The 17265-nt window shown below is 69.2% G+C and carries 15 protein-coding genes; 5 read left to right on the top strand and 10 right to left on the bottom strand.

Annotated elements, in window-relative coordinates:
• Position 1 precedes the first annotated feature (1 nt).
• The 7 genes from ABL308_13825 to lptF form a co-directional block, all read right to left on the bottom strand.
• Positions 2 to 463: a hypothetical protein gene (locus ABL308_13825; GenBank protein ID XBQ16021.1), complete on the bottom strand. Its 462-nt coding sequence runs from the start codon at positions 461 to 463 to the stop codon at positions 2 to 4.
• 88 nt (positions 464 to 551) lie between these two features.
• Positions 552 to 3089, bottom strand: a complete 2538-nt coding sequence (locus ABL308_13820; GenBank protein XBQ16020.1) for a hypothetical protein — start codon at positions 3087 to 3089, stop codon at positions 552 to 554.
• A gap of 109 nt (positions 3090 to 3198) precedes the next feature.
• Positions 3199 to 4056, bottom strand: coding sequence for a 16S rRNA (adenine(1518)-N(6)/adenine(1519)-N(6))-dimethyltransferase RsmA (rsmA, locus tag ABL308_13815; protein ID XBQ16019.1), 858 nt, complete (start codon positions 4054 to 4056; stop codon positions 3199 to 3201).
• Complete coding sequence (gene pdxA / locus ABL308_13810; GenBank protein ID XBQ16018.1) at positions 4053 to 5063, bottom strand: 4-hydroxythreonine-4-phosphate dehydrogenase PdxA; 1011 nt, start codon at positions 5061 to 5063, stop codon at positions 4053 to 4055. Before pdxA ends, rsmA begins: the two co-directional genes overlap by 4 nt.
• Positions 5060 to 6319: a peptidylprolyl isomerase gene (locus ABL308_13805; GenBank protein ID XBQ17744.1), complete on the bottom strand. Its 1260-nt coding sequence runs from the start codon at positions 6317 to 6319 to the stop codon at positions 5060 to 5062. Before ABL308_13805 ends, pdxA begins: the two co-directional genes overlap by 4 nt.
• 68 nt (positions 6320 to 6387) lie before the next feature.
• Positions 6388 to 7485, bottom strand: coding sequence for an LptF/LptG family permease (locus ABL308_13800; protein ID XBQ16017.1), 1098 nt, complete (start codon positions 7483 to 7485; stop codon positions 6388 to 6390).
• The gene (gene lptF, locus ABL308_13795) at positions 7482 to 8609 is read right to left on the bottom strand and encodes an LPS export ABC transporter permease LptF (GenBank protein XBQ16016.1); all 1128 of its coding nucleotides are present in this window, start codon (positions 8607 to 8609) and stop codon (positions 7482 to 7484) included. Before lptF ends, ABL308_13800 begins: the two co-directional genes overlap by 4 nt.
• Positions 8610 to 8778: 169 nt before the next feature.
• On the opposite strand from lptF, the gene ABL308_13790 reads away from it, so the two are divergent.
• The 3 genes from ABL308_13790 (at position 8779) to ABL308_13780 (ending at position 11193) form a co-directional block, all read left to right on the top strand.
• Positions 8779 to 10254 (top strand): leucyl aminopeptidase, encoded by a 1476-nt coding sequence (locus ABL308_13790; GenBank protein ID XBQ16015.1) that lies wholly within the window; start codon positions 8779 to 8781, stop codon positions 10252 to 10254.
• Positions 10255 to 10405: 151 nt separating this feature from the next.
• A complete protein-coding gene (locus ABL308_13785) occupies positions 10406 to 10855 on the top strand; it encodes a DNA polymerase III subunit chi (GenBank protein ID XBQ16014.1) in 450 nt (149 codons plus the stop codon).
• Positions 10852 to 11193, top strand: a complete 342-nt coding sequence (locus ABL308_13780; GenBank protein ID XBQ16013.1) for an I78 family peptidase inhibitor — start codon at positions 10852 to 10854, stop codon at positions 11191 to 11193. The genes ABL308_13785 and ABL308_13780 overlap by 4 nt, the downstream gene beginning before the upstream one ends.
• A 160-nt stretch (positions 11194 to 11353) precedes the next feature.
• On the opposite strand, the gene ABL308_13775 is transcribed toward ABL308_13780, so the two are convergent.
• Positions 11354 to 13240 (bottom strand): ABC-F family ATP-binding cassette domain-containing protein, encoded by a 1887-nt coding sequence (locus ABL308_13775; GenBank protein ID XBQ16012.1) that lies wholly within the window; start codon positions 13238 to 13240, stop codon positions 11354 to 11356.
• Positions 13241 to 13335: 95 nt separating this feature from the next.
• Here ABL308_13775 and ndk point away from each other — a divergent pair, with 95 nt between their 5' ends.
• Positions 13336 to 13758, top strand: coding sequence for a nucleoside-diphosphate kinase (ndk, locus tag ABL308_13770; protein ID XBQ16011.1), 423 nt, complete (start codon positions 13336 to 13338; stop codon positions 13756 to 13758).
• A 256-nt stretch (positions 13759 to 14014) separates the two neighbouring features.
• On the opposite strand, the gene ABL308_13765 is transcribed toward ndk, so the two are convergent.
• Positions 14015 to 15451 carry a S41 family peptidase gene (locus ABL308_13765; GenBank protein XBQ16010.1) on the bottom strand — a complete coding sequence of 479 codons (1437 nt, stop codon included), beginning with the start codon at positions 15449 to 15451 and terminating at the stop codon, positions 14015 to 14017.
• A 132-nt stretch (positions 15452 to 15583) separates the two neighbouring features.
• Here ABL308_13765 and ABL308_13760 point away from each other — a divergent pair, with 132 nt between their 5' ends.
• Entirely contained in the window at positions 15584 to 16846 is a 1263-nt protein-coding gene (locus ABL308_13760) for a winged helix-turn-helix domain-containing protein (GenBank protein ID XBQ16009.1), read from the top strand.
• Here the strand turns inward: ABL308_13760 and arfB are convergent.
• Entirely contained in the window at positions 16843 to 17256 is a 414-nt protein-coding gene (arfB, locus tag ABL308_13755) for an alternative ribosome rescue aminoacyl-tRNA hydrolase ArfB (protein ID XBQ16008.1), read from the bottom strand. The two genes, ABL308_13760 and arfB, sit on opposite strands and share 4 nt — an antisense overlap.
• Positions 17257 to 17265: the final 9 nt, after the last annotated feature.

Here is a 17265-nt window from a genome sequence, read left to right as displayed (position 1 = left end):
GTCAGCTGAGCGCTACGACCAACGCGATCACGATCACCAAGGCGGCGGCCGCAGCCACGCCGAGCTTGAACTTGGCCGAGGTCTCCACCCGCGGCGGGGCGCCGTCTTCCACAGGGCCCGGACGCGGCGCGGTCTGGCGCGGCGGATGACCGGCCGGATCGGCGCGGTGCTCCGCCTTCATCGACATCTCGACGCGCTCGGGCTCCGGGGGACGGCCGGCGGCCTCGTCATCGGTGCCCAGCGGGCTGGCGCCGGGATCGGGATAGGCGACCTTGTCGCCCGAGGCACCGGTCTCGATCTGCGCTTTCAGCCTGGAGGTCGGCCCGCGCGGAGTTTCAGCGTCAGGCCCGGCGTCCGCGGCGTCGAGCGGCGCGTTTTCAGGGCGCGCAGGCGTCGCTTCCGGCGCGTCCGGCCGTGCCTGACCGGGTTTCTCCTCGCGGTCGTCGTCGCGTTCTCGGGCCATCGACCCCGCTCCGTCAGCGTGCATGGAACAGGGAAACGGGCGCGCCCGCCCGCCTGTTCCTGCTGCGCTTGGTCGCAGAGGGAGGGCGTCAGCCGCCCGGCGGCGGGCCGGACCAGCCGCAGGCGTCGCAATCGAGCTCCGCGCCGGTCTCGATGAGCGTGAAGTGCCCGCATTCGGGGCAGGGCTCGCCGTGATAGTCCCGCTTGGGGCTCGGCTCCGCCCCGCCGCGCGCCGCGCCCGAGCCGCTCTTCGGCGGACGCGCGCCGAGCATCACCACGTTGTCGGGCAGCTGGCCGCGCGAAAAGCCCTTGGAGATGAGGCTCGCCGCGTCGGTCTCGGCGGTGAACTTCTCCTTGGCGACGCCCTGGCCGATGCCGGAGGGATCGTGGCGCGAGGGCGCTGTGTGGGCGAGGTCCTCGCGGTCGAGATAGCTCACCGCCAGCTCGCGGAAGACATAGTCCAGGATCGAGCTGGCGTGCTTGATCGCCTCGTTCCCGGCGACGTCGCCGGCGGGCTCGAACCGGGTGAACAGATAGGCGTCGACATATTCTTCCAGCGGCACGCCGTATTGCAGGCCGATGGAGATCGAGATCGCGAAATTGTTCATCAGCGAGCGGAAGGCCGCGCCTTCCTTGTGCATGTCGATGAAGATCTCGCCGAGCTCGCCGTCCTCGAACTCGCCGGTGTGCAGATAGACCTTGTGACCGCCCACCGTGGCCTTCTGGATGTAGCCCTTGCGGCGGTCGGGCAGCTTGCGGCGATGGGCGGCGCGCTCGACGACGCGTTCCACGACACGCTCGACGATTCGCTCCTCGGCGACGAATTCGCGCCGGCCGTAATCGCCGCCCTCGAACTCGATCGTGTTGAGCAGATCGTAAAGCGCTTCGCCCTCGCGCCGGACGGTGATCGCGTGGATCCCGCGCCGTGCGGCAGACGCGGCGATCGCGCCGGCCTCCTCTATGCCGGCGGTTCCGGGCAGAGCGATTTCGAGACCGCAGGATGCGCCGAGGGAGGCTTCCACCGCTTCGGCCATGGCCAGGCGCGCCTCGGGCGAGGGATCTGTGAAGACGGCGCGCAGCTCGGGGCTCAGCGCGTCGCAATCATCAAGACGCCCGGCGCCGTGGGCCCAGCGCTCGGCCGCGGCGATGTCGAGCGGATCGACGCCCAGCGCTTCGAGCAGGCGGGGACCGGCTTTCTCGAACTTGTCGGCAGTCAGGCCGCAGCGGCGCAGGATCGTTTCTCCCAGGCTCCAGCGATTGACCGCGAAGCGCAGCGGCACGCCGTCGGCCAGCGCCGCGTCGATGCGGGCGAAGGCGGCTTCGTCCACGCCCGCCTCGGCGAGCTGGCCGACCCAGTCCGCGCCGAGGCCGGTGAGCGAGCGCCGGCCGAGCGCGTGAAGCCGGGCGGCTTCGCGGGCCTCCTCGTCGAGATCGGACAGCGCCGCCGCCACGCACGGGGCGAAGTCCGCCCCGCCCGGCGCGTCGAGGGCTGCGGGCGGGTGCACGCCGATCGAGGCGGCGTCGAGAAAGGCGAGCGCCAGCTCCGCCGGCCGGCCCATGCGGACCGGGGCGGGGCTCGCCTCGACGCAGATTCCGGCCGCCCTGGCGGCGAGATCGCGCGCGGCGTCGCTGTCATAGGCCAGAGCGCACGCGGTCAGCATCGCGCCGAGCCCGGTCAGCGTCAGCGCGCCTTCGCAGCGCTCGGCCGCTCCGCCCCACAGGGCCGCGGCGTGGCTCAGCGCGGCCTCGTCCAGCGTGCCCTCCGTGACGAACGCAGCGAGGTCAAGCACGGCGGCGATCGGCGCGGGGCTTTCCTCCTCGCCGAAAATCAGCGCGGGCGCGCCATGGGTCCACAGCGCTTCGGACAGGTCGGTGAAGAGCGCGCGGACCGGCTCGCCGGTCTCGAGCGCGCCGTCGGCTTCAGCCAGGTCGAAGAAGTCAGCGCCCAGGCGCACGGGCGGGGTCTCGACCGGGTCGGGCGCGGCGCCGAGGCCGGCTTCGGGCGTGGTGACGCCCTGGCGCGCGCGGGCGATGGCGCGCTCGATCATGCCGTCCGGCGCGCCGTCGCGGCGCGCGGCCCGTACGGCGCGGGCGAGCGCGCGGTTGCGCCTGGGGTCGAAGCATTCCTCGGTCGAGCCGTCGCAGTTCACACAGGCGAGCGCGACCGCTTCCAGCCGCTCGGCCAGCACGCGCGCGCCGACGGTCGCGGCCGCCTCGCCCATCGTGCGGGCGTTCAGCGTGTCCAGCACCTCGCGCAGATCCCCGGCGTTCGCGACGGGCCGGGGCGGGGCGGGGAACAGCGCTTCGCCCCGCCAGATCGCCGGCGCGGGACAGGCCTCGCGGGCCAGCATGGACGCGAAGAGTTCGTCCTGCGCGATCGCGTCGTCGCCGCCGAGCGTGACGGCGAGAGTGCGCAGGGCGGTTTCGGCGTCGAGTTCAGCATCGAAATCGGCGCCGGTCAGCGCTGCGAAGGCGGCCGTGGCGCGGGCCGACCAGCTTTCGGGCACGCGCGCGCTCGCCTCGCCGGGTTCGATCAGATCGGGATCGGCGGGCAGGACCTCGCGCGCCTCGAACCTCAGATCGGCCGCCGGATCGGCGTCAGGGCGGGTGAGGCGGCGCTCGGTCATGTCTGGGCTCCACGCGTCCAGGCGATTCGAATCGCCTCCATGGTATCGCGGTCTGTGACGCGGAGTCGAAAGTCTGCTGGGGAAAAGAGCCGATGACAGGCGGCGCGCGTCAGCCCTTCGCCGCGCGCCAGGCGCGGGCCAGCGCGAAGAAGCCTTCAGGCGGGATCGTCTCGGCTCGTGCGCCGGGATCGAGCCCTGCGGCGTCCAGCAGCGCTTCGCTGCTCGCGCCGGCCTTGCCTGCCGCCTGGCCCAGCGATTTGCGCAGGGTCTTGCGGCGCTGGCCGAAGGCGCTTTCGGTGACGATGGACAGCGCGTCGAGATCGGAAAAGCGCGCCTCCGCGGGCAGGGGCTCGAGCACCACCACGGCGCTGTCGACCTTGGGCGGCGGGGTGAAGGCGCGGGCGGGCACGGTGAAGGCGTAGCGCGGGCTCGCGACGGCTGCAGTCAGGATCGCGAGCCGGCCGTACTGGCTTTCGCCTGCGCGCGCCACGACACGTTCGGCGACTTCCTTCTGAAACATCAGGACGAGCCGCGACCACCAGGCGGGGTCGGCCTGCAGCCATTTGATCAGCAGCGCCGTGCCGACGTTATAGGGCAGGTTCGAAGCGAGCATCCGGGTGGAAAACCGCGTCTGCACCGCTGTCTCGTCCACCTCCAGCGCATCGGCCTCGACCACGCTCAGCCCGCCGCCGGAGGCCTCGCCGATCTCTTCGAGCGCGGGCAAGAAGCGGCGATCCTTTTCAATCGCGATCACCTCGCCAGCGCCGTGCTCAATGAGCGCGCGGGTCAGCCCGCCGGGGCCTGGGCCGACCTCGAACACGCTCGCCTCGCTCATGTCGCCGCAGAGCCGGGCGATCTTTCCGGTGAGGTTCAGATCGAGCAGGAAGTGCTGGCCGAAGCGCTTGTCCGCGCCCAGCGAATGCCGCGCGATCACCTCGCGCAGGGGCGGCAGATCGGAGACGCTCACGCCGCCGCCCTCGCGCGGGCGCGATTGGCGGCGAGGTCTGCGGCCAGGCGCAGCGCCGCGATCAGGCTGTCGGGCCGGGCGACGCCCTTTCCAGCGATGTCGAACGCGGTGCCGTGATCGGGCGAGGTGCGCACGATGGGCAGGCCGAGCGTGACGTTCACCCCGCCGTGGAAGTCCAGCGTCTTGACCGGGATCAGGCCCTGATCGTGATAAAGACAGACGGCTGCGTCGTAATTCGCACGGGCCTCGGCGTGAAACAGCGTGTCGGGCGGCCAGGGGCCGGTGGCGTCGATCCCGGCGGCCTTCAGCCGGTCGATGGCGGGCCGGACGATCTCGATCTCCTCGCGGCCGAGCGCGCCGTTCTCGCCCGCGTGCGGGTTCAGGCCCGCCACGGCGAGCCGGGGACGGTCGATCCCGAAATCGCGCGACAGCGCTTCGGCTGTCACGCGTGCGGTGTGCTCGATGAGCTCGGCGCTGAGCCGGCCGATCGCGTCGACGAGGCCGACGTGGATGGTCGCAAGCACCGTTCTGAGCCCGCCGCCGGCCAGCATCATGACCGGGCCTCGCGCGCCGTCCATGCGGGCGTCGCGCGTGAGATGATCGAGAAACTCGGTGTGGCCCGGAAACGCGAAGCCCTCGTCGTAGAGACGCGATTTCGAGATCGGGCAGGTCACCACGCCCGCAGCCTGTCCTGAGAGCGCCGCCGCCACCGCCGCCTCGATCGAGGCCAGCGCAGCGGCAGGCGCCGATGCGCTGGGAGGCAGGGCGATCACTGGGGGTGCGTCAGCGAAGACGGCCGCCGCTTCCGCCGCCGAGCCGACAGGTTCGGGCCTGGGCAGGTCGAGCAGCGTGCAGGCGGGCTGCAGGCGCGCAGGATCGGCGAACATCACGAAGCGCACCGGCGTGTCGCGCAGGGCCGTCCAGGCTTTCAGGGCGATTTCCGGACCGATCCCGTCAGGATCGCCCGGTGTCAGTGCGAGAACCGGTGAAGCCCGATCGCCGCTCACCGGATCTCGACGGTCGCTTCGCGGCGCAGATCGCGCAGCCAGCGGCGGGCGAGCAGGGAAAGCTGCTGGCCGATCAGCTGGTCCTCGATTTCATCGGTGCTGGGCACGCCGGGACCGGCGTATTCGCGCGAGCAGAGAACGAACACCTGAAGCCCCGCGCCGGTTTCGAGCACCGTGGTGGCCGAGCCCGGCTCCAGGTCGCTGAGCGCGGCCTGGATCTGGGGCACGAGGGCGTTGGCGCCGAGCGTGCCCAGAGGGGTGATCACCGCGCCGTCGACGCCGCCGAAATCGCGCTCGACCGAGTCGCAGCCGCGCGAACGCTCGGCGGCGCGGGCGAGGTTGCGGCGAGCGCTGTCGTTCACCTGTGCGGTGGGAAGCGTGATCTGGGTCAGACCGAGCTGCTCGGACACCTGGCCTTCGCGCTTGTCGATCAGGGCGATGATCTGAAACCCGCCCGGAACGCGGATCGGGGTGGTGAGATTGCCGACCGGCACCTGGACGAGAATGTTACGCACATTCTCTTCCAGCGCGGGCTCGGGCACCCACCCGAGGAAGCCGCCATTCGCTGCGCTCGGCGAATCAGACAGCTGCTCGGCGATCTGCGGGAAGGGCACGCCCTGGCGGATCAGGCCGTAAATCTGTTCGACTTCCTGAAGGGCGGCCTGCTCGCCGCCTTCCGATCCGCGCACTTCGACCAGGATTTCGGCGAGCCGGTACTGGGTCTGGGCGGCGGCCGCGGCCTGCCGCTCCAGCGCGGTCTCGATCTGCTGGTCGGAGATGCGGATCCGCGACCGGAAACGTCCGGAGACCAGGATCTGCCAGGCGATCTCGGCGCGAATCTGCCGGCGCAGGGTCTCCACGGCGATGCCGCTGGCGGCGAGGTCGGCCTCGATCTGCTCGACCGTCGTGCCGTTGCGCGCCGCGTTGTCGGCGAGCGCGTTGTCCACTTCGGCTTCGGAAATGTCGACCTCGAATTCGCGGGCCTGCTGGAGCTGCAGGCTTTCCTCGATGAGGGCGCGGATCGCCTGCTCTTCGATGCGAGGCAGCATTTCCTCGGTCGGTTGCACCCCGGCGGCTGAAATGATCAGCCGCATGCGATCGCGAACGTCGAGCGTGGTGATCGGCTCGTCGTTCACAACAGCGGCGATGCCCTCGACCTGTTGGGCCCGGGCGTTCGGCGCGGCTGCGAGCGCGAGCGTCGCAGCCAGAAGGATCAGCGCGTTTCGGAAGGCCATAGGGTCTCTAGAATTCCTGATGCTGCGGCGAAAGATACCGAACCGCGCCGCAGACGCAACGACGCGGCGCCGCGAGAGGGGTTGTGATGTCAGCCGTCTTCGGTCGCCGACACGAATAAAAGCCCGGACAGGGCGAACAATGCAGGCGCGCTCCAGGCCGCCGTGACGGGGTCGAGCGCGCCCGAAGCGCCGAGGCCCAGCAGGAGCTCCTGCACGAAGTAGAGCACGAAACCGGCGAGCGCGCCGATCGCGGCGAAGGCCGCCGCCCCGCCCTGACGATGCATGCGGAAGGTGGCCGCGACCGCCAGCAGGCCCGCCGCCAGCAGCATCAGGGGCTGAGCCATGAGCCCGTGCAGTCTTAGTTCATAGGGCCGGCTCGACAGCCCGGCCGCTTGCGCCGAGGCGATCACGCCGGGCAGCGCCCAGAACGACGTCGCGCCGGGGGTGCGCACACGTTCGAACAGCGCCTGGCGGCGGGTGTCGGTCGGTTCGGCGACTTCGCCGAGCGCTTCGGTGCGTCCGCCCGGTTCGACCTCGACGGCGTTCTCCATCACCCAGAAGCCGCCGCGCAGGGTGGCGCTGTCGGCGCTGACGCGGCGTTCGAGCCGCGGGGCGCCGGTCTCGTTGCGGACATACTCGCGGAAGATCGGCGCCATCAGGCGCGCCGCATCAGCGTCCACCGAAGCGGCGGTGATGATCACGAAGCCCTGCGGCCGGGTTTCCCTCAGCCAGATCTCCCCCGCTTCGCCGCGCGGCGCGCCGGTGCGGCCCTGCATGAGTTCGTCGCGCAGCGCTTCGAACCGCGCGTTCGCCGTCGCGCCGAGCGGGTTGAGCGCGCCGGCGCTGAACACGCCGAGCGCGATCGCGAGCAGGGCGGCCGGTGCGAGAATGCGCCAGGCCGAGACGCCCGAGGCGCGCATCACGATCAGCTCGCTGCGCCGGCTGAGCCTGAAGAAGGTGAAAAGAACGCCGAACAGCACGATGAAAGGCAGCGTCTCCTGCACGAGCAGGGGCGATTTGAGCAAGGTGAGCTCGAGCGCCTGGAACGGGCTGATCTCCGCGCGGGTGGCGATGTCGCGCGAGGTCTCGACGAAGTCGACGAGCACGATCACCGCGAGGATCACCGCCGCGGCGCCGAGCACGCCGATCAGCGATTGCAGGAAGACGTATCGGAACAGCCGCGTCATGCCGGGCGCGCCCGCCTGAGGGGAAGCCGGCGCATCAGCCTGTCGCGCAGGCCCCGCCGGGCGATCATGTAGATCCCGCCCAGCCCGCCTGCGACCGGAACGGCGTACTGCAGGGCGTTCAGGCCGCTGTCGGATGACGCGGCGGCCTGAACTGCGAACCCGATCAGGCGCAGGATGAGGGCGGTCGCGCCCGCAGCGATGAGGTATTTCGTATACCCGGTGCGGCGATGCTGCGGCGCCATGAAGGCGGCGGCGGCGATCAGCGCGAAGGCGAGATTGTAGAGCGGGGCGGAGAGCCGGTAATGGCCCTCGGCGTAAAGGTCGTCCTTGGAGCCCGACCGGGCGATGTCCGCGGGCGTGGGATCGAGCAGTTCAGGGAGGTATTTGTCGCTTTCCTTGAACGCGAACTGCGCCGTGGAGTCGATGAAGACCGACAGGTCGAATTCCGAACTTTCGAACGTGAGGCTGGACAGCGCGCCCTGAGCGTCGAGCTCGGTGCGCACGCCGTCTTCGAGCAGCATCACCGGGCCTCTGTCCGATCGCGCCACCGCGCCGCGCCGGGCGGAATAGGCCACCGATTGCGCCCCGCGCCCGTCCTCGATGAAGACGTCGTACATGATCGCGCCGTCGCCGATCTCGCGTGTGTAGAAGGTGACGTTCTGTCCCAGACTGACGAACTCGCCCTCGCGCATGAAGCTCGCCGCGACGTCGGTACGGATCTCGTAGAGCAGCTCGCGCATCTGCCGGAAGCTGGCGGGCTGCACGAACAGGTTCACGACGAGATTGGCGAGGGTGACGTAGACCGCGAGCCGGATGAAGGGCGACAGCCGCTGACGCCGGCTCATCCCCGCCGCAGCGCCGACGGTGAGTTCGGAATCGCCGGTAAGCCGGTTGAACGCGATCGCGCAGGCCAGAAACAGAGCGATCGGCGTCATCAGCGCGATCACCTGCGGCATGGCCAGAAGCGTGATGCCGAAAAACGCCAGCGCCGCGCCGCCGTCCTCGACGATCAGGTCGAGATTGGACAGCGACTGGGTCAGCACCGCCAGGCCGGTCAGCGCCGCGATCGCCGCCAGGAACGGCCAGAGCGCCTGTCTGAAGACGTAGCGCTGGAACAGGTTCATCGGCGGGCCCCGGAAATCTGCCCGTGTACGGGCGGACGGCGAAGTGTGACGCGCCGTCTTCTAACGCGGGTTTCGATGCGATACCACTCTTGCCGCCGACCGAATTCTCGCGGCGCGTCCGGATCGGAAATCCTCCGGGCACGCGCCCGCATCCATCGAAAGGACCGACATGAAGATCAAGTTCGCCGATTCCGCTTCGGGCCAGGCCGTGGCCGTTCCGGTCTACGCCGGCACGACGCTGTCCGAAGCCGCCAAGGGCCTCGATTCGGACGCCTCGGGCGCGCTGACCCGCGCCATCGAAGCCTCCCGCTTCACCGGCGCGTCTGGTCAGACGCTCGAGATCGCCGCCCCGTCGGGCGTGGATGCGGCCCGCATCGTGCTGTTCGGCCTCGGTGAGAAAAAGGACGTGGACGGCAACGCGCTCGAAAAGGCCGCCGCCGGCATCGTTAAATCGCTGCTGACCTCGGGGGTTAAAAGCCTGTCGATCCGCCTGGACGGCGCGGCCGACCTCGAAGGCGCGGCGCGGGCGGGCTTGGGCGCCACGCTGGGCGCCTACCGCTTCGACAAGTACCGGACCAAGCTCTCCGACGACAAGAAGCCCTCGCTGACCGAGGTCGAGATCGTCGTCGACGATTCCAAGGCCGCCAAGAAGACCTGGAAGGACTGGGAGGCCGTCGCCGAAGGCGTGCAGCTCGCCCGCGACCTCGTCATGGAAGCGCCCAACGTGCTCGGCCCGGAAGAGTACGCGCGCCGCGTCCAGAAGCTCGACAAGCTCGGCCTCGAGATCGAGGTGCTCGGCGAGAAGGAGATGAAGAAGCTCGGCATGCACGCGCTTCTCGGCGTCGGGCAGGGCTCCGCTCAGGAGTCCCAGATGGTCGTCATGAAGTGGAACGGCGGCAAGTCCGGCGACAAGCCGGTCGCCTTCGTGGGCAAGGGCGTCACCTTCGACACCGGCGGCATCTCCCTGAAGCCCGGCCAGGGCATGGACGAGATGAAAGGCGACATGGGCGGATCGGCCGCCGTGGTCGGCGCGATGAGCGCGCTCGCGGGCCGCAAGGCGAAGGTCAACGCGATCGGCATCATCGGGCTGGTCGAGAACATGCCCGACGGCAAGGCCCAGCGCCCGGGCGACATCGTCACCTCGATGAGCGGTCAGACCATCGAGATCCTGAACACCGACGCCGAAGGCCGCCTCGTTCTGGCCGACTGCCTGTGGTACTGCCAGCAGGAGTTCGACCCGAAATTCATCGTCGATCTCGCCACGCTGACCGGCGCGATCCTGATCTCGCTGGGTCAGGAGCATGCGGGCATCTTCTCCAACGACGACACGCTGGCCGACAACATCTTCAAGGCCGGCAAGGCGTGTGACGAGACCGTCTGGCGCCTGCCGATCGGGCCTGAATACGACCGCCAGATCGACAGCCCCGTCGCGGACATGAAGAATCTGGGCGAGGGCCGCAACGCGGGCTCCATCACCGCAGCGCAGTTCCTCAAGCGCTTCGTCAACGACAAGCCCTGGTGTCATATCGACATCGCGGGCGTGGGCATGAACGCGAGCTCGAAAGACCCGCGCTGCCCGTCCTTCGGCACCGGCTACGGCGTGCGCCTGCTCGACCGGCTCGTGCGCGATTACTACGAGGCGTAAGACCCGCCGGCGCCTTTGCTCCCCCGCCTGCGGGGGAGCTGTCGCCCCGGCCCCCGCCGGGGTGACTGAGGGGGGAGGCCGCTTCCCCCCTCCGTCCGGCGCTTCGCGCCGTCCACCTCCCCCGTGAACGGGGGAGGAAAAAGGGGCAGGAATGGCCGAGCTTTGGTTCTACCATCTCGAACGCCAGAGCGTGGACGAGGCGCTGCCTGCGCTTCTGTCCAAGCTGCTCGCGCGCGGCGGGCGGGCGCTGGTGGTCAGCCCCGAGGACACCCGCCTGGCGAGCCTTGATCAGTCGCTCTGGACCTTCGCCGAGGACAGCTTCCTACCGCACGGCCAGGCGGGCGGGCCGCATGACGCAGACCAGCCCGTCCTGCTCGCACCCGCGCCTCAGAACATCAACGGCGCCACCATGCTCTTTTGCCTCGACGGCGCCGATCCGGGGCCCGTCGAGCCCTGGGAGCGGGTTGTGGTGATGTTCGAAGCCTCCGACGAGACCGCGATCGCCCGCGCCCGCGCGCTCTGGGCGGCGCAGAAGAAAACCGATACCGTCGTCAGCTACTGGCGTCAGAACGACGTCGGACGTTGGGAGAAACAGGCATGACGCGTTGTCTCGCCGCCATGGTGCTCGCCGCTCTGCTCGCAGGCTGCCAGACGCTGCCGCCGCCGGCTTCGGACGTGTCCGGCGAGCCGGTCATCGCCGGCGAGCGCGGCCCGGACGTTGGCGACGGCCCCATGATCGAAGACGGCTCGCCCAGCTGCCCGGCGGCCGCCTATCAGGTGCTGGTGGGCCAGCGGATCGGAGAGATCCACACTGAAAGCCTGCCCAGCCCGCATCGCGTCTACGGCCGCAGCGACATGATCACCATGGACTACCGGCCCGAGCGGCTGAACGTCGTGACCGGCGATGACGGCGCGGTGATCGAGGTGAAGTGCGGGTAGCGGACTTTCCCGCTCTCCCACCATGAATTCCCGGCCGAAGCCCGGACCCGATCCGGGCGCAGAGCCGGGACCTCGGCCCGATGAGGCGCCAGATTCTCGAAAAGGTCCCGGATCAGCGGCCTGCGGCCTTGTCCGGGAATTCATTTACGGAGCCGTACCGCTAAACCCCCGCCTCAGCCTTCGCGCTTTCATAGGCCTCTTCAGCCTCCAGCCACGCATTCTCCGCCGCCTCGATCATCTCCACGCAGCGGGCGCGCTTCTTGGTGAGTTCCGCGGCGAGGGCGGGGTCTTTCTCCCAGAGGCCGGGCACGGCGAGGCCGGCGTCGATCTTCTCAAGGACGCCCTTGAGGCGTTCGATCTCTTTTTCCTGTTTCGCCGCTTCGGCCTTCAAGGGCTTGAGCTTTTCGCGAGCGGCGGCGGCGCTGCGGCGCGCTTCGGTCTTCTGCCCGCCGGCTGCCTCGCCCTTTTTCTTCAGTTTGGGTTCGCCGGCCAGGATCTCCCGGCGGTAGTCGTCGAGATCGCCCTCATAGGGCCGCACCGTGCCGCCTTCTGCGATCCAGAGCCGGTCCACGCAGGACTCGATCAGGCTGCGGTCGTGGGAGATGACGATCACCGCGCCGGAGAAGGCGTTAATCGCGTCGATGAGCGCGGCCCGGCTGTCCATGTCGAGATGGTTCGTCGGCTCGTCGAGGATCAGAAGATGCGCGCCGTCGAACGTGATGAGGTTCATCAGAAGCCGCGCCTTCTCGCCGCCCGAAAGCTTCTCGGCGGGCGTCTCCTGACGGTCGGCGGGCAGGCCGAAGCGGGCCAGGCGCGCGCGGCGCTCGGCCTCGGTGTTGTCCTCCATGCGTTCGAGCACGTGGGCGTAGGCGGAGTGCTTGGGGCTGAGCGCGTCGATCTGGTGCTGGGCGAAGTGAGCGACCACCGCCTTCTTGTGCATGCCCATGCGGCCGGCGGTGACGGGCAGGGCGCCGGTCAGCAGCTTGGCGAAGGTGGACTTGCCCGCCCCGTTGCGGCCCAGAAGCCCGATCCGGTCGTCAGTGTCGATCCTGAGGTCGAGCTTTGTAAGGATCGGCTTGTCCTCGCTGTACCCGGTGGCCGCCTCGTCGAAGCGCACCAGCGGATTGCCCATGCGCCGCTCGGCGCCGGGAAACTCGAAGGGCGCGACGGGATCTTCGACGACCGTGGCGATGGGCTGCATCTTCTCGAGCCGCTTGACCCGGCTCTGGGCCTGTTTCGCCTTGCTCGCCTTGGCCTTGAACCGGTCCACGAAGGCCTGAAGCCGGCGCTTCTCGTCCTCCTGGCGTTCGATCAGCTTCATCTGAAGGCGCTGGCGCTCGGCGAGCTGGCGCTGGAACTGGTCGTAGCCGCCCTCCCAGACGCTGAGTTTTCTGTCCTTCAGGTGCGCGATGGCGTGCACCGAGGCGTTCAGAAGCTCGCGGTCGTGAGAGATGATCAGCGCCGCGCCGGGAAATTTCTGAAGGTGGTTCTCGAGCCAGACCGCGCCTTCAAGGTCGAGATAGTTCGTCGGCTCATCGAGCAGCAGAAGGTCCGGGCTTGCAAACAGGGTCGCGGCCATCGCCACGCGCATGCGCCAGCCGCCCGAGAACTCCGCGCAGGGGCGCGCCTGCTCGGCGGTGGAGAAGCCCAGCCCGTGCAGGATCGCGCCGGCGCGCGCTTCAGCCGAATGCGCGTCGATGTCGGCCAGCCGGGTCTGGATCTCTGCGATGCGATGCGGATCGGTCGCGGTTTCCGCCTCGGCCAGCAGGGCGGCGCGCTCTTTATCGGCGGCCAGCACGTAATCCATCACCAGCGTCGGGCCGGCGGGCGCTTCCTGCTCGATCGTGCCGACGCGGGCGCCGGGCTGCACCCGCACCTCGCCGTCGTCGGGGCTGGCGTCGCCCAAGATCAGGCGGAACAGGGTGGACTTGCCCGTGCCGTTGCGGCCGACCAGCCCTATGCGGGTCTTCGCGGGCACGAAGAGCGTGGCCTTGTCGAACAGGACGCGGCCTTCGATGCGGTGGGTGAGGTCGTTGACGTGCAGCATGATCGCCCGCGCCTAGCACGGCTTCACAGCTGCAGGAAGCGCCGCTATAAGCCGCCGCGACATCCTCCCCGTCACCGTTTCAAGGAATTCTACCGATGGCCCTGCAGCGCACCTTCTCGATCATCAAGCCCGACGCGACCGCGCGCAACATCACCGGCAAGATCAACGCGATGATCGAAGACGCCGGCCTGCGCATCATCGCGCAGAAGCGCATCCACATGTCCAAGGCCCAGGCCGAAGGCTTCTACGCGGTTCACAAGGAGCGTCCCTTCTTCGGCGACCTGGTGAACTTCATGATCTCCGGCCCGGTCGTGGTGCAGGTGCTCGAAGGCGAGGACGCGATCGCGAACTACCGCAAGGTCATGGGCGCGACCAACCCCGAGAACGCCGACGAAGGCACGATCCGCAAGACCTTCGCGGAATCCATCGAGGCCAACTCCGTGCACGGCTCGGACGCCCCGGAAACCGCCGCCGAAGAGATCAAGTTCTTCTTCAGCGACGACGAAATCGTCGGCTAAATCCGGCGCTTGCGCCTGAACGTGAAACCCCGGCGCGAAGCCTCGCGCCGGGGTTTTTCGTTCGCCGTCACGGTCTATGGGGCCGCCGTCTCTACGCCCTCCCCTTGATGGGGAGGGTGGGCCGGAGCGAAGCTCCGGATCGGGTGGGGTGAAGCCGCGTGCGCCACGCGTAAACGGCTTCGCGCCGCGACCCCCTGCGTCCTTACGCTTCGCTTCAGGACACCTCCCCCATCGAGGGGGAGGAGTAATCGAGTTCTCAGCGCCGGGCCCGCTCCAGCGCCGCCTCCAGCGCTAGATCTCGTGACCCGCGAACGGCCGGGATGTCGATCTCGATGTCGGGCGTCAGGGCGTGCAGGTCTTCCCGTCCGCTCGGGCGGATGATGTGCGCCTTGGGGTAACCCACCGTCCAGCCGGTCAGCGGCAGGGTGAACCGTTCCATCGCGCCCAGGGCTGTGGCCATGTCGGTGGTCGGCTCGCCGATCAGCGTGCCGAAGCGATAGTCCTGTATCAGGGCGGCGGTGGTCACCGCGTTCGAATAGGTGTGCCGGTTAACCAGGACCAGAACCTCCCCGTCGAACCTGAGGCCGTCTCTCGGCGGAACGACAGGGAAGTCGAACCGGACGATCTCGCCGTTCTCCGCGTTTGCGAAGAGTTCCGCGTAACGCCCTGACACGCCAGCCTCTTCCGGCGTGCGGCCTTCCAGTCTTCGGTTGTTGCTTGCGGTCGTCTCCGGGCTCACCTTGATCCGGAAATCGGAGGTGAAGCTGAACGGCTCGTCGGCGAACCAGGCCACCACCGGATCGGAGAACGAGGAGTCGCCGCCTGGATTGTCGCGCAGATCGAGAATCAGGGTCCGAGCGCCCGCCTCGATGAAACCGGTGAAGCTTTCATCGATAAAGGCCTGAAAACGCTGAAGGGCTGCAGGCGCGAAGACCTCGGCCTCGGTGGTCGCTTCGATATTGTAGAAAGGGCCGGGCCTGAGATAGGCCACGCCGGGCTCGATCATGCGCGCCTCGCGGCCGTCCAGCGTGAAGCCGGGCTCGGGTGGGGCGGTGTCGCGCCAGGTGTCGAGATCGACCGCGTCCACACGAACCTCGCTGAGGCCGCCGTCACGCTCGACGGTCACACCGAAGCTCTCCGGTGCGCCGTACTCCAGCCAGACATAAAGCGGCAGGCGCCCCGTCAGCAGGGTGTAGGCGAGTTCGGGCGTCTCCGCAGAGATGTTCCGGGTCAGGCGGTTGAGCCAGATCGGGTTGGGTTCGCCCTCGAGCGCGACGATCCGCTCTCCGGGCCTGACGGCCGAGCCCTCCGGCGCGCTTTCGACGATCACCTCGCCGTCATGAACGGCCAAGGTGAGCGGGAAGACGCGGCCGGTTTCGGCGAAGGCCGGCCAGCCCGGGTTGGGGTCTTCGATCCGGGCGTGACCGTGGCCGGCCAGCGCGGTGAAGCGCTGCAGCCCGGCGTGAAGATCGGCCGCGCTGACGGGCGTCTCGAAGCTGCGGCCGAGCTCGTCGAAGCGCTGGTCGAAGACGCGGCGGGGCGTTGTTTCGAACAGGTCGTAATGGGCTGATTTCAAACCCGAATAGAGCGCGTCGAGCTCGGCTCGGGCCTGCTCGGCGGTGAAGTGGTCCTGAGCTTTCGCCGGCGCGGCGAGGGCGAGGCCGGCGGCGAGGGCGGCGATGGCGGTTTTCATCTCGGTCTCCGTCAAAGGGCGGCGCGAGGCGGCGCCGCGGCCTTGCCCAGCAAGCGCGTTGAGGCGAAAAACGCCATGACCGCAGGGTCCTGACGCCCTGACCTTTTCCTCCCGGCCCATGGCGGAGCGGCGATGAGCGCTTCGAATTTCACAGTCGGCGACTTCGACGTCACGCCGTCGAGAAACCAGCTGACGCGCGGCGAAGCGGTCGTGTCCGTCGAGCCCAAAGTCATGGATCTGCTGGTCTTTCTGGCGAGCCGGCCGGGCGAGACGATCAGCCGTGAGACCCTCGCCGAGGCGCTCTGGCCGGGCGTGATCGTCAACGAGGATGCGCTCTCGCGCACGATCTTCAAGCTCAGAAAGGCGCTCGGCGACGATGCGAAGGCGCCGCGCTATGTCGAGACGATTCCCAAGCGCGGGGTGCGGCTCGTCGCGGCGGTCGAGCGGGGACAGAACACCGAGGAGACACCGCCGGACCCGGTCGGATTTCCCCGCGTCGATCTATCCCCCAGGCGCGGTTTCACGCTGCTCGCGGGCGTGATCTTCGTCGGGATCATCGTCGCCGTGGGGGTCTACAGCTTCACCCGGCAGCCCTCCATCGTGGAAAGCGCCGAGACGGCGTCCGCAGCGGGGACAGAAGCGCTCCTCGCGCGGGCGGACGGCTTCTACATGCAGTTCACCCGGGCCGACAACGAGGCGGCGCTCGCGCTCTACGAACAGGCGCTCGCCGAGGATCCGGCGAACGCGGCGGCGATGGCCGGCCTTGCGAACGCGCTCACCCAGCGGGCGATCCGATTCGGCGGTCCGGACGGGCTGACGGCCGAGCGCGGCTCTTTGGGCGAAGCGCTCGCCTCGGGCTGGCTCGACACCGAAGAGGCGCGCGCCTCGATCGACCGCGCCGCGGCGCTGGCGAAGGCGGCGACCGAGATCGCTCCCGGCCATGCGCGGGCCTGGCGAGCGCTTGGGCTCGCAGAGTCCGCCCGCCGCGATTTCGAGGCGGGCCGGCGTGCGCATGAGCGGGCGCTGGTCATCGCGCCGGACGACTGGGGCGCGCTGGTGAACCTCGCCGATCTCGCCCAGCTGACCGGCCGCGACGCCGAGGCGCTCGCCTACATGTCTCGCGCCTTCGAGGCGATGGAGCGCGGCTTCGCCGAAGACCCTGTGGCGATCCGGACCTGGCAGAGCGAGATCGGCCTGTGGGTGGCGAACGCCCATCTGGACGCCGGCGCGGACGAGCGGGCCGAACTCTGGTTCCGCAGGGTGCTCGCGATCGACCCGGTCAATGTCGACGCCGCAAGCCGGCTCGCCGGCCTTCTGAGAGACGGCGGCGACCGGGCGGGCGCGGATGCTCTGTGCGCCGAGCTGGAGCGCCGGGCCGGGCGGGGGTGCGACTAGTCGATCTTCGGCGGTTTCCTCAGCGCCTTCTTCTCGGCGTGTTCGGCCTTCTTTTTCTTCTGGCGTTTGACCGAGCTGAGCGAGGGGCGGGTCTTCTTGCGGGGCTTGGGTTTCTTGCTTGCCTTGTCGAGCAGGCCCTTCAGGCGCGCGCGGGCGATCTCGCGATTGCGTTCCCGGGAGCGTTCGTCCTCGACATGGATGATCACGACCCCGTCCTTGGTCAGGCGCGACCCGGCCAGCCGCCTCAGCCGCTCCTTCATCGGGCCGGGCAGGTCGCTGCGCGCCATGTCGAAGCGCAACTGGACGGCGGTCTCGGACGTGTTGACGTGCTGGCCGCCCGGGCCGGAGGCGCGGGTGTAGCGCTCCTCGATCAGGCCTTCCTCGATGGTGATCTCGTCATTGACGCGCATCGAGGGTCC

Source organism: Oceanicaulis sp. (assembly GCA_040112665.1).
In the GTDB taxonomy this organism is placed as follows: Bacteria; Pseudomonadota; Alphaproteobacteria; order Caulobacterales; family Maricaulaceae; genus Oceanicaulis.
This window is presented reverse-complemented; position numbering and strand designations above follow the sequence as displayed.

Bases quoted from the DNA above. Each gene is read 5' to 3' on its own strand.
- ABL308_13825 (XBQ16021.1), bottom strand. From the start codon at position 463: ATGGCCCGAGAACGCGACGACGACCGCGAGGAGAAACCCGGTCAGGCA.
- ABL308_13820 (XBQ16020.1), bottom strand. From the start codon at position 3,089: ATGACCGAGCGCCGCCTCACCCGCCCTGACGCCGATCCGGCGGCCGAT.
- ABL308_13800 (XBQ16017.1), bottom strand. From the start codon at position 7,485: ATGACGCGGCTGTTCCGATACGTCTTCCTGCAATCGCTGATCGGCGTG.
- lptF (XBQ16016.1), bottom strand. From the start codon at position 8,609: ATGAACCTGTTCCAGCGCTACGTCTTCAGACAGGCGCTCTGGCCGTTC.
- ABL308_13790 (XBQ16015.1), top strand. From the start codon at position 8,779: ATGAAGATCAAGTTCGCCGATTCCGCTTCGGGCCAGGCCGTGGCCGTT.
- ABL308_13785 (XBQ16014.1), top strand. From the start codon at position 10,406: ATGGCCGAGCTTTGGTTCTACCATCTCGAACGCCAGAGCGTGGACGAG.
- ABL308_13780 (XBQ16013.1), top strand. From the start codon at position 10,852: ATGACGCGTTGTCTCGCCGCCATGGTGCTCGCCGCTCTGCTCGCAGGC.
- ABL308_13775 (XBQ16012.1), bottom strand. From the start codon at position 13,240: ATGCTGCACGTCAACGACCTCACCCACCGCATCGAAGGCCGCGTCCTG.
- ndk (XBQ16011.1), top strand. From the start codon at position 13,336: ATGGCCCTGCAGCGCACCTTCTCGATCATCAAGCCCGACGCGACCGCG.
- ABL308_13765 (XBQ16010.1), bottom strand. From the start codon at position 15,451: ATGAAAACCGCCATCGCCGCCCTCGCCGCCGGCCTCGCCCTCGCCGCG.
- ABL308_13760 (XBQ16009.1), top strand. From the start codon at position 15,584: ATGAGCGCTTCGAATTTCACAGTCGGCGACTTCGACGTCACGCCGTCG.
- arfB (XBQ16008.1), bottom strand. From the start codon at position 17,256: ATGCGCGTCAATGACGAGATCACCATCGAGGAAGGCCTGATCGAGGAG.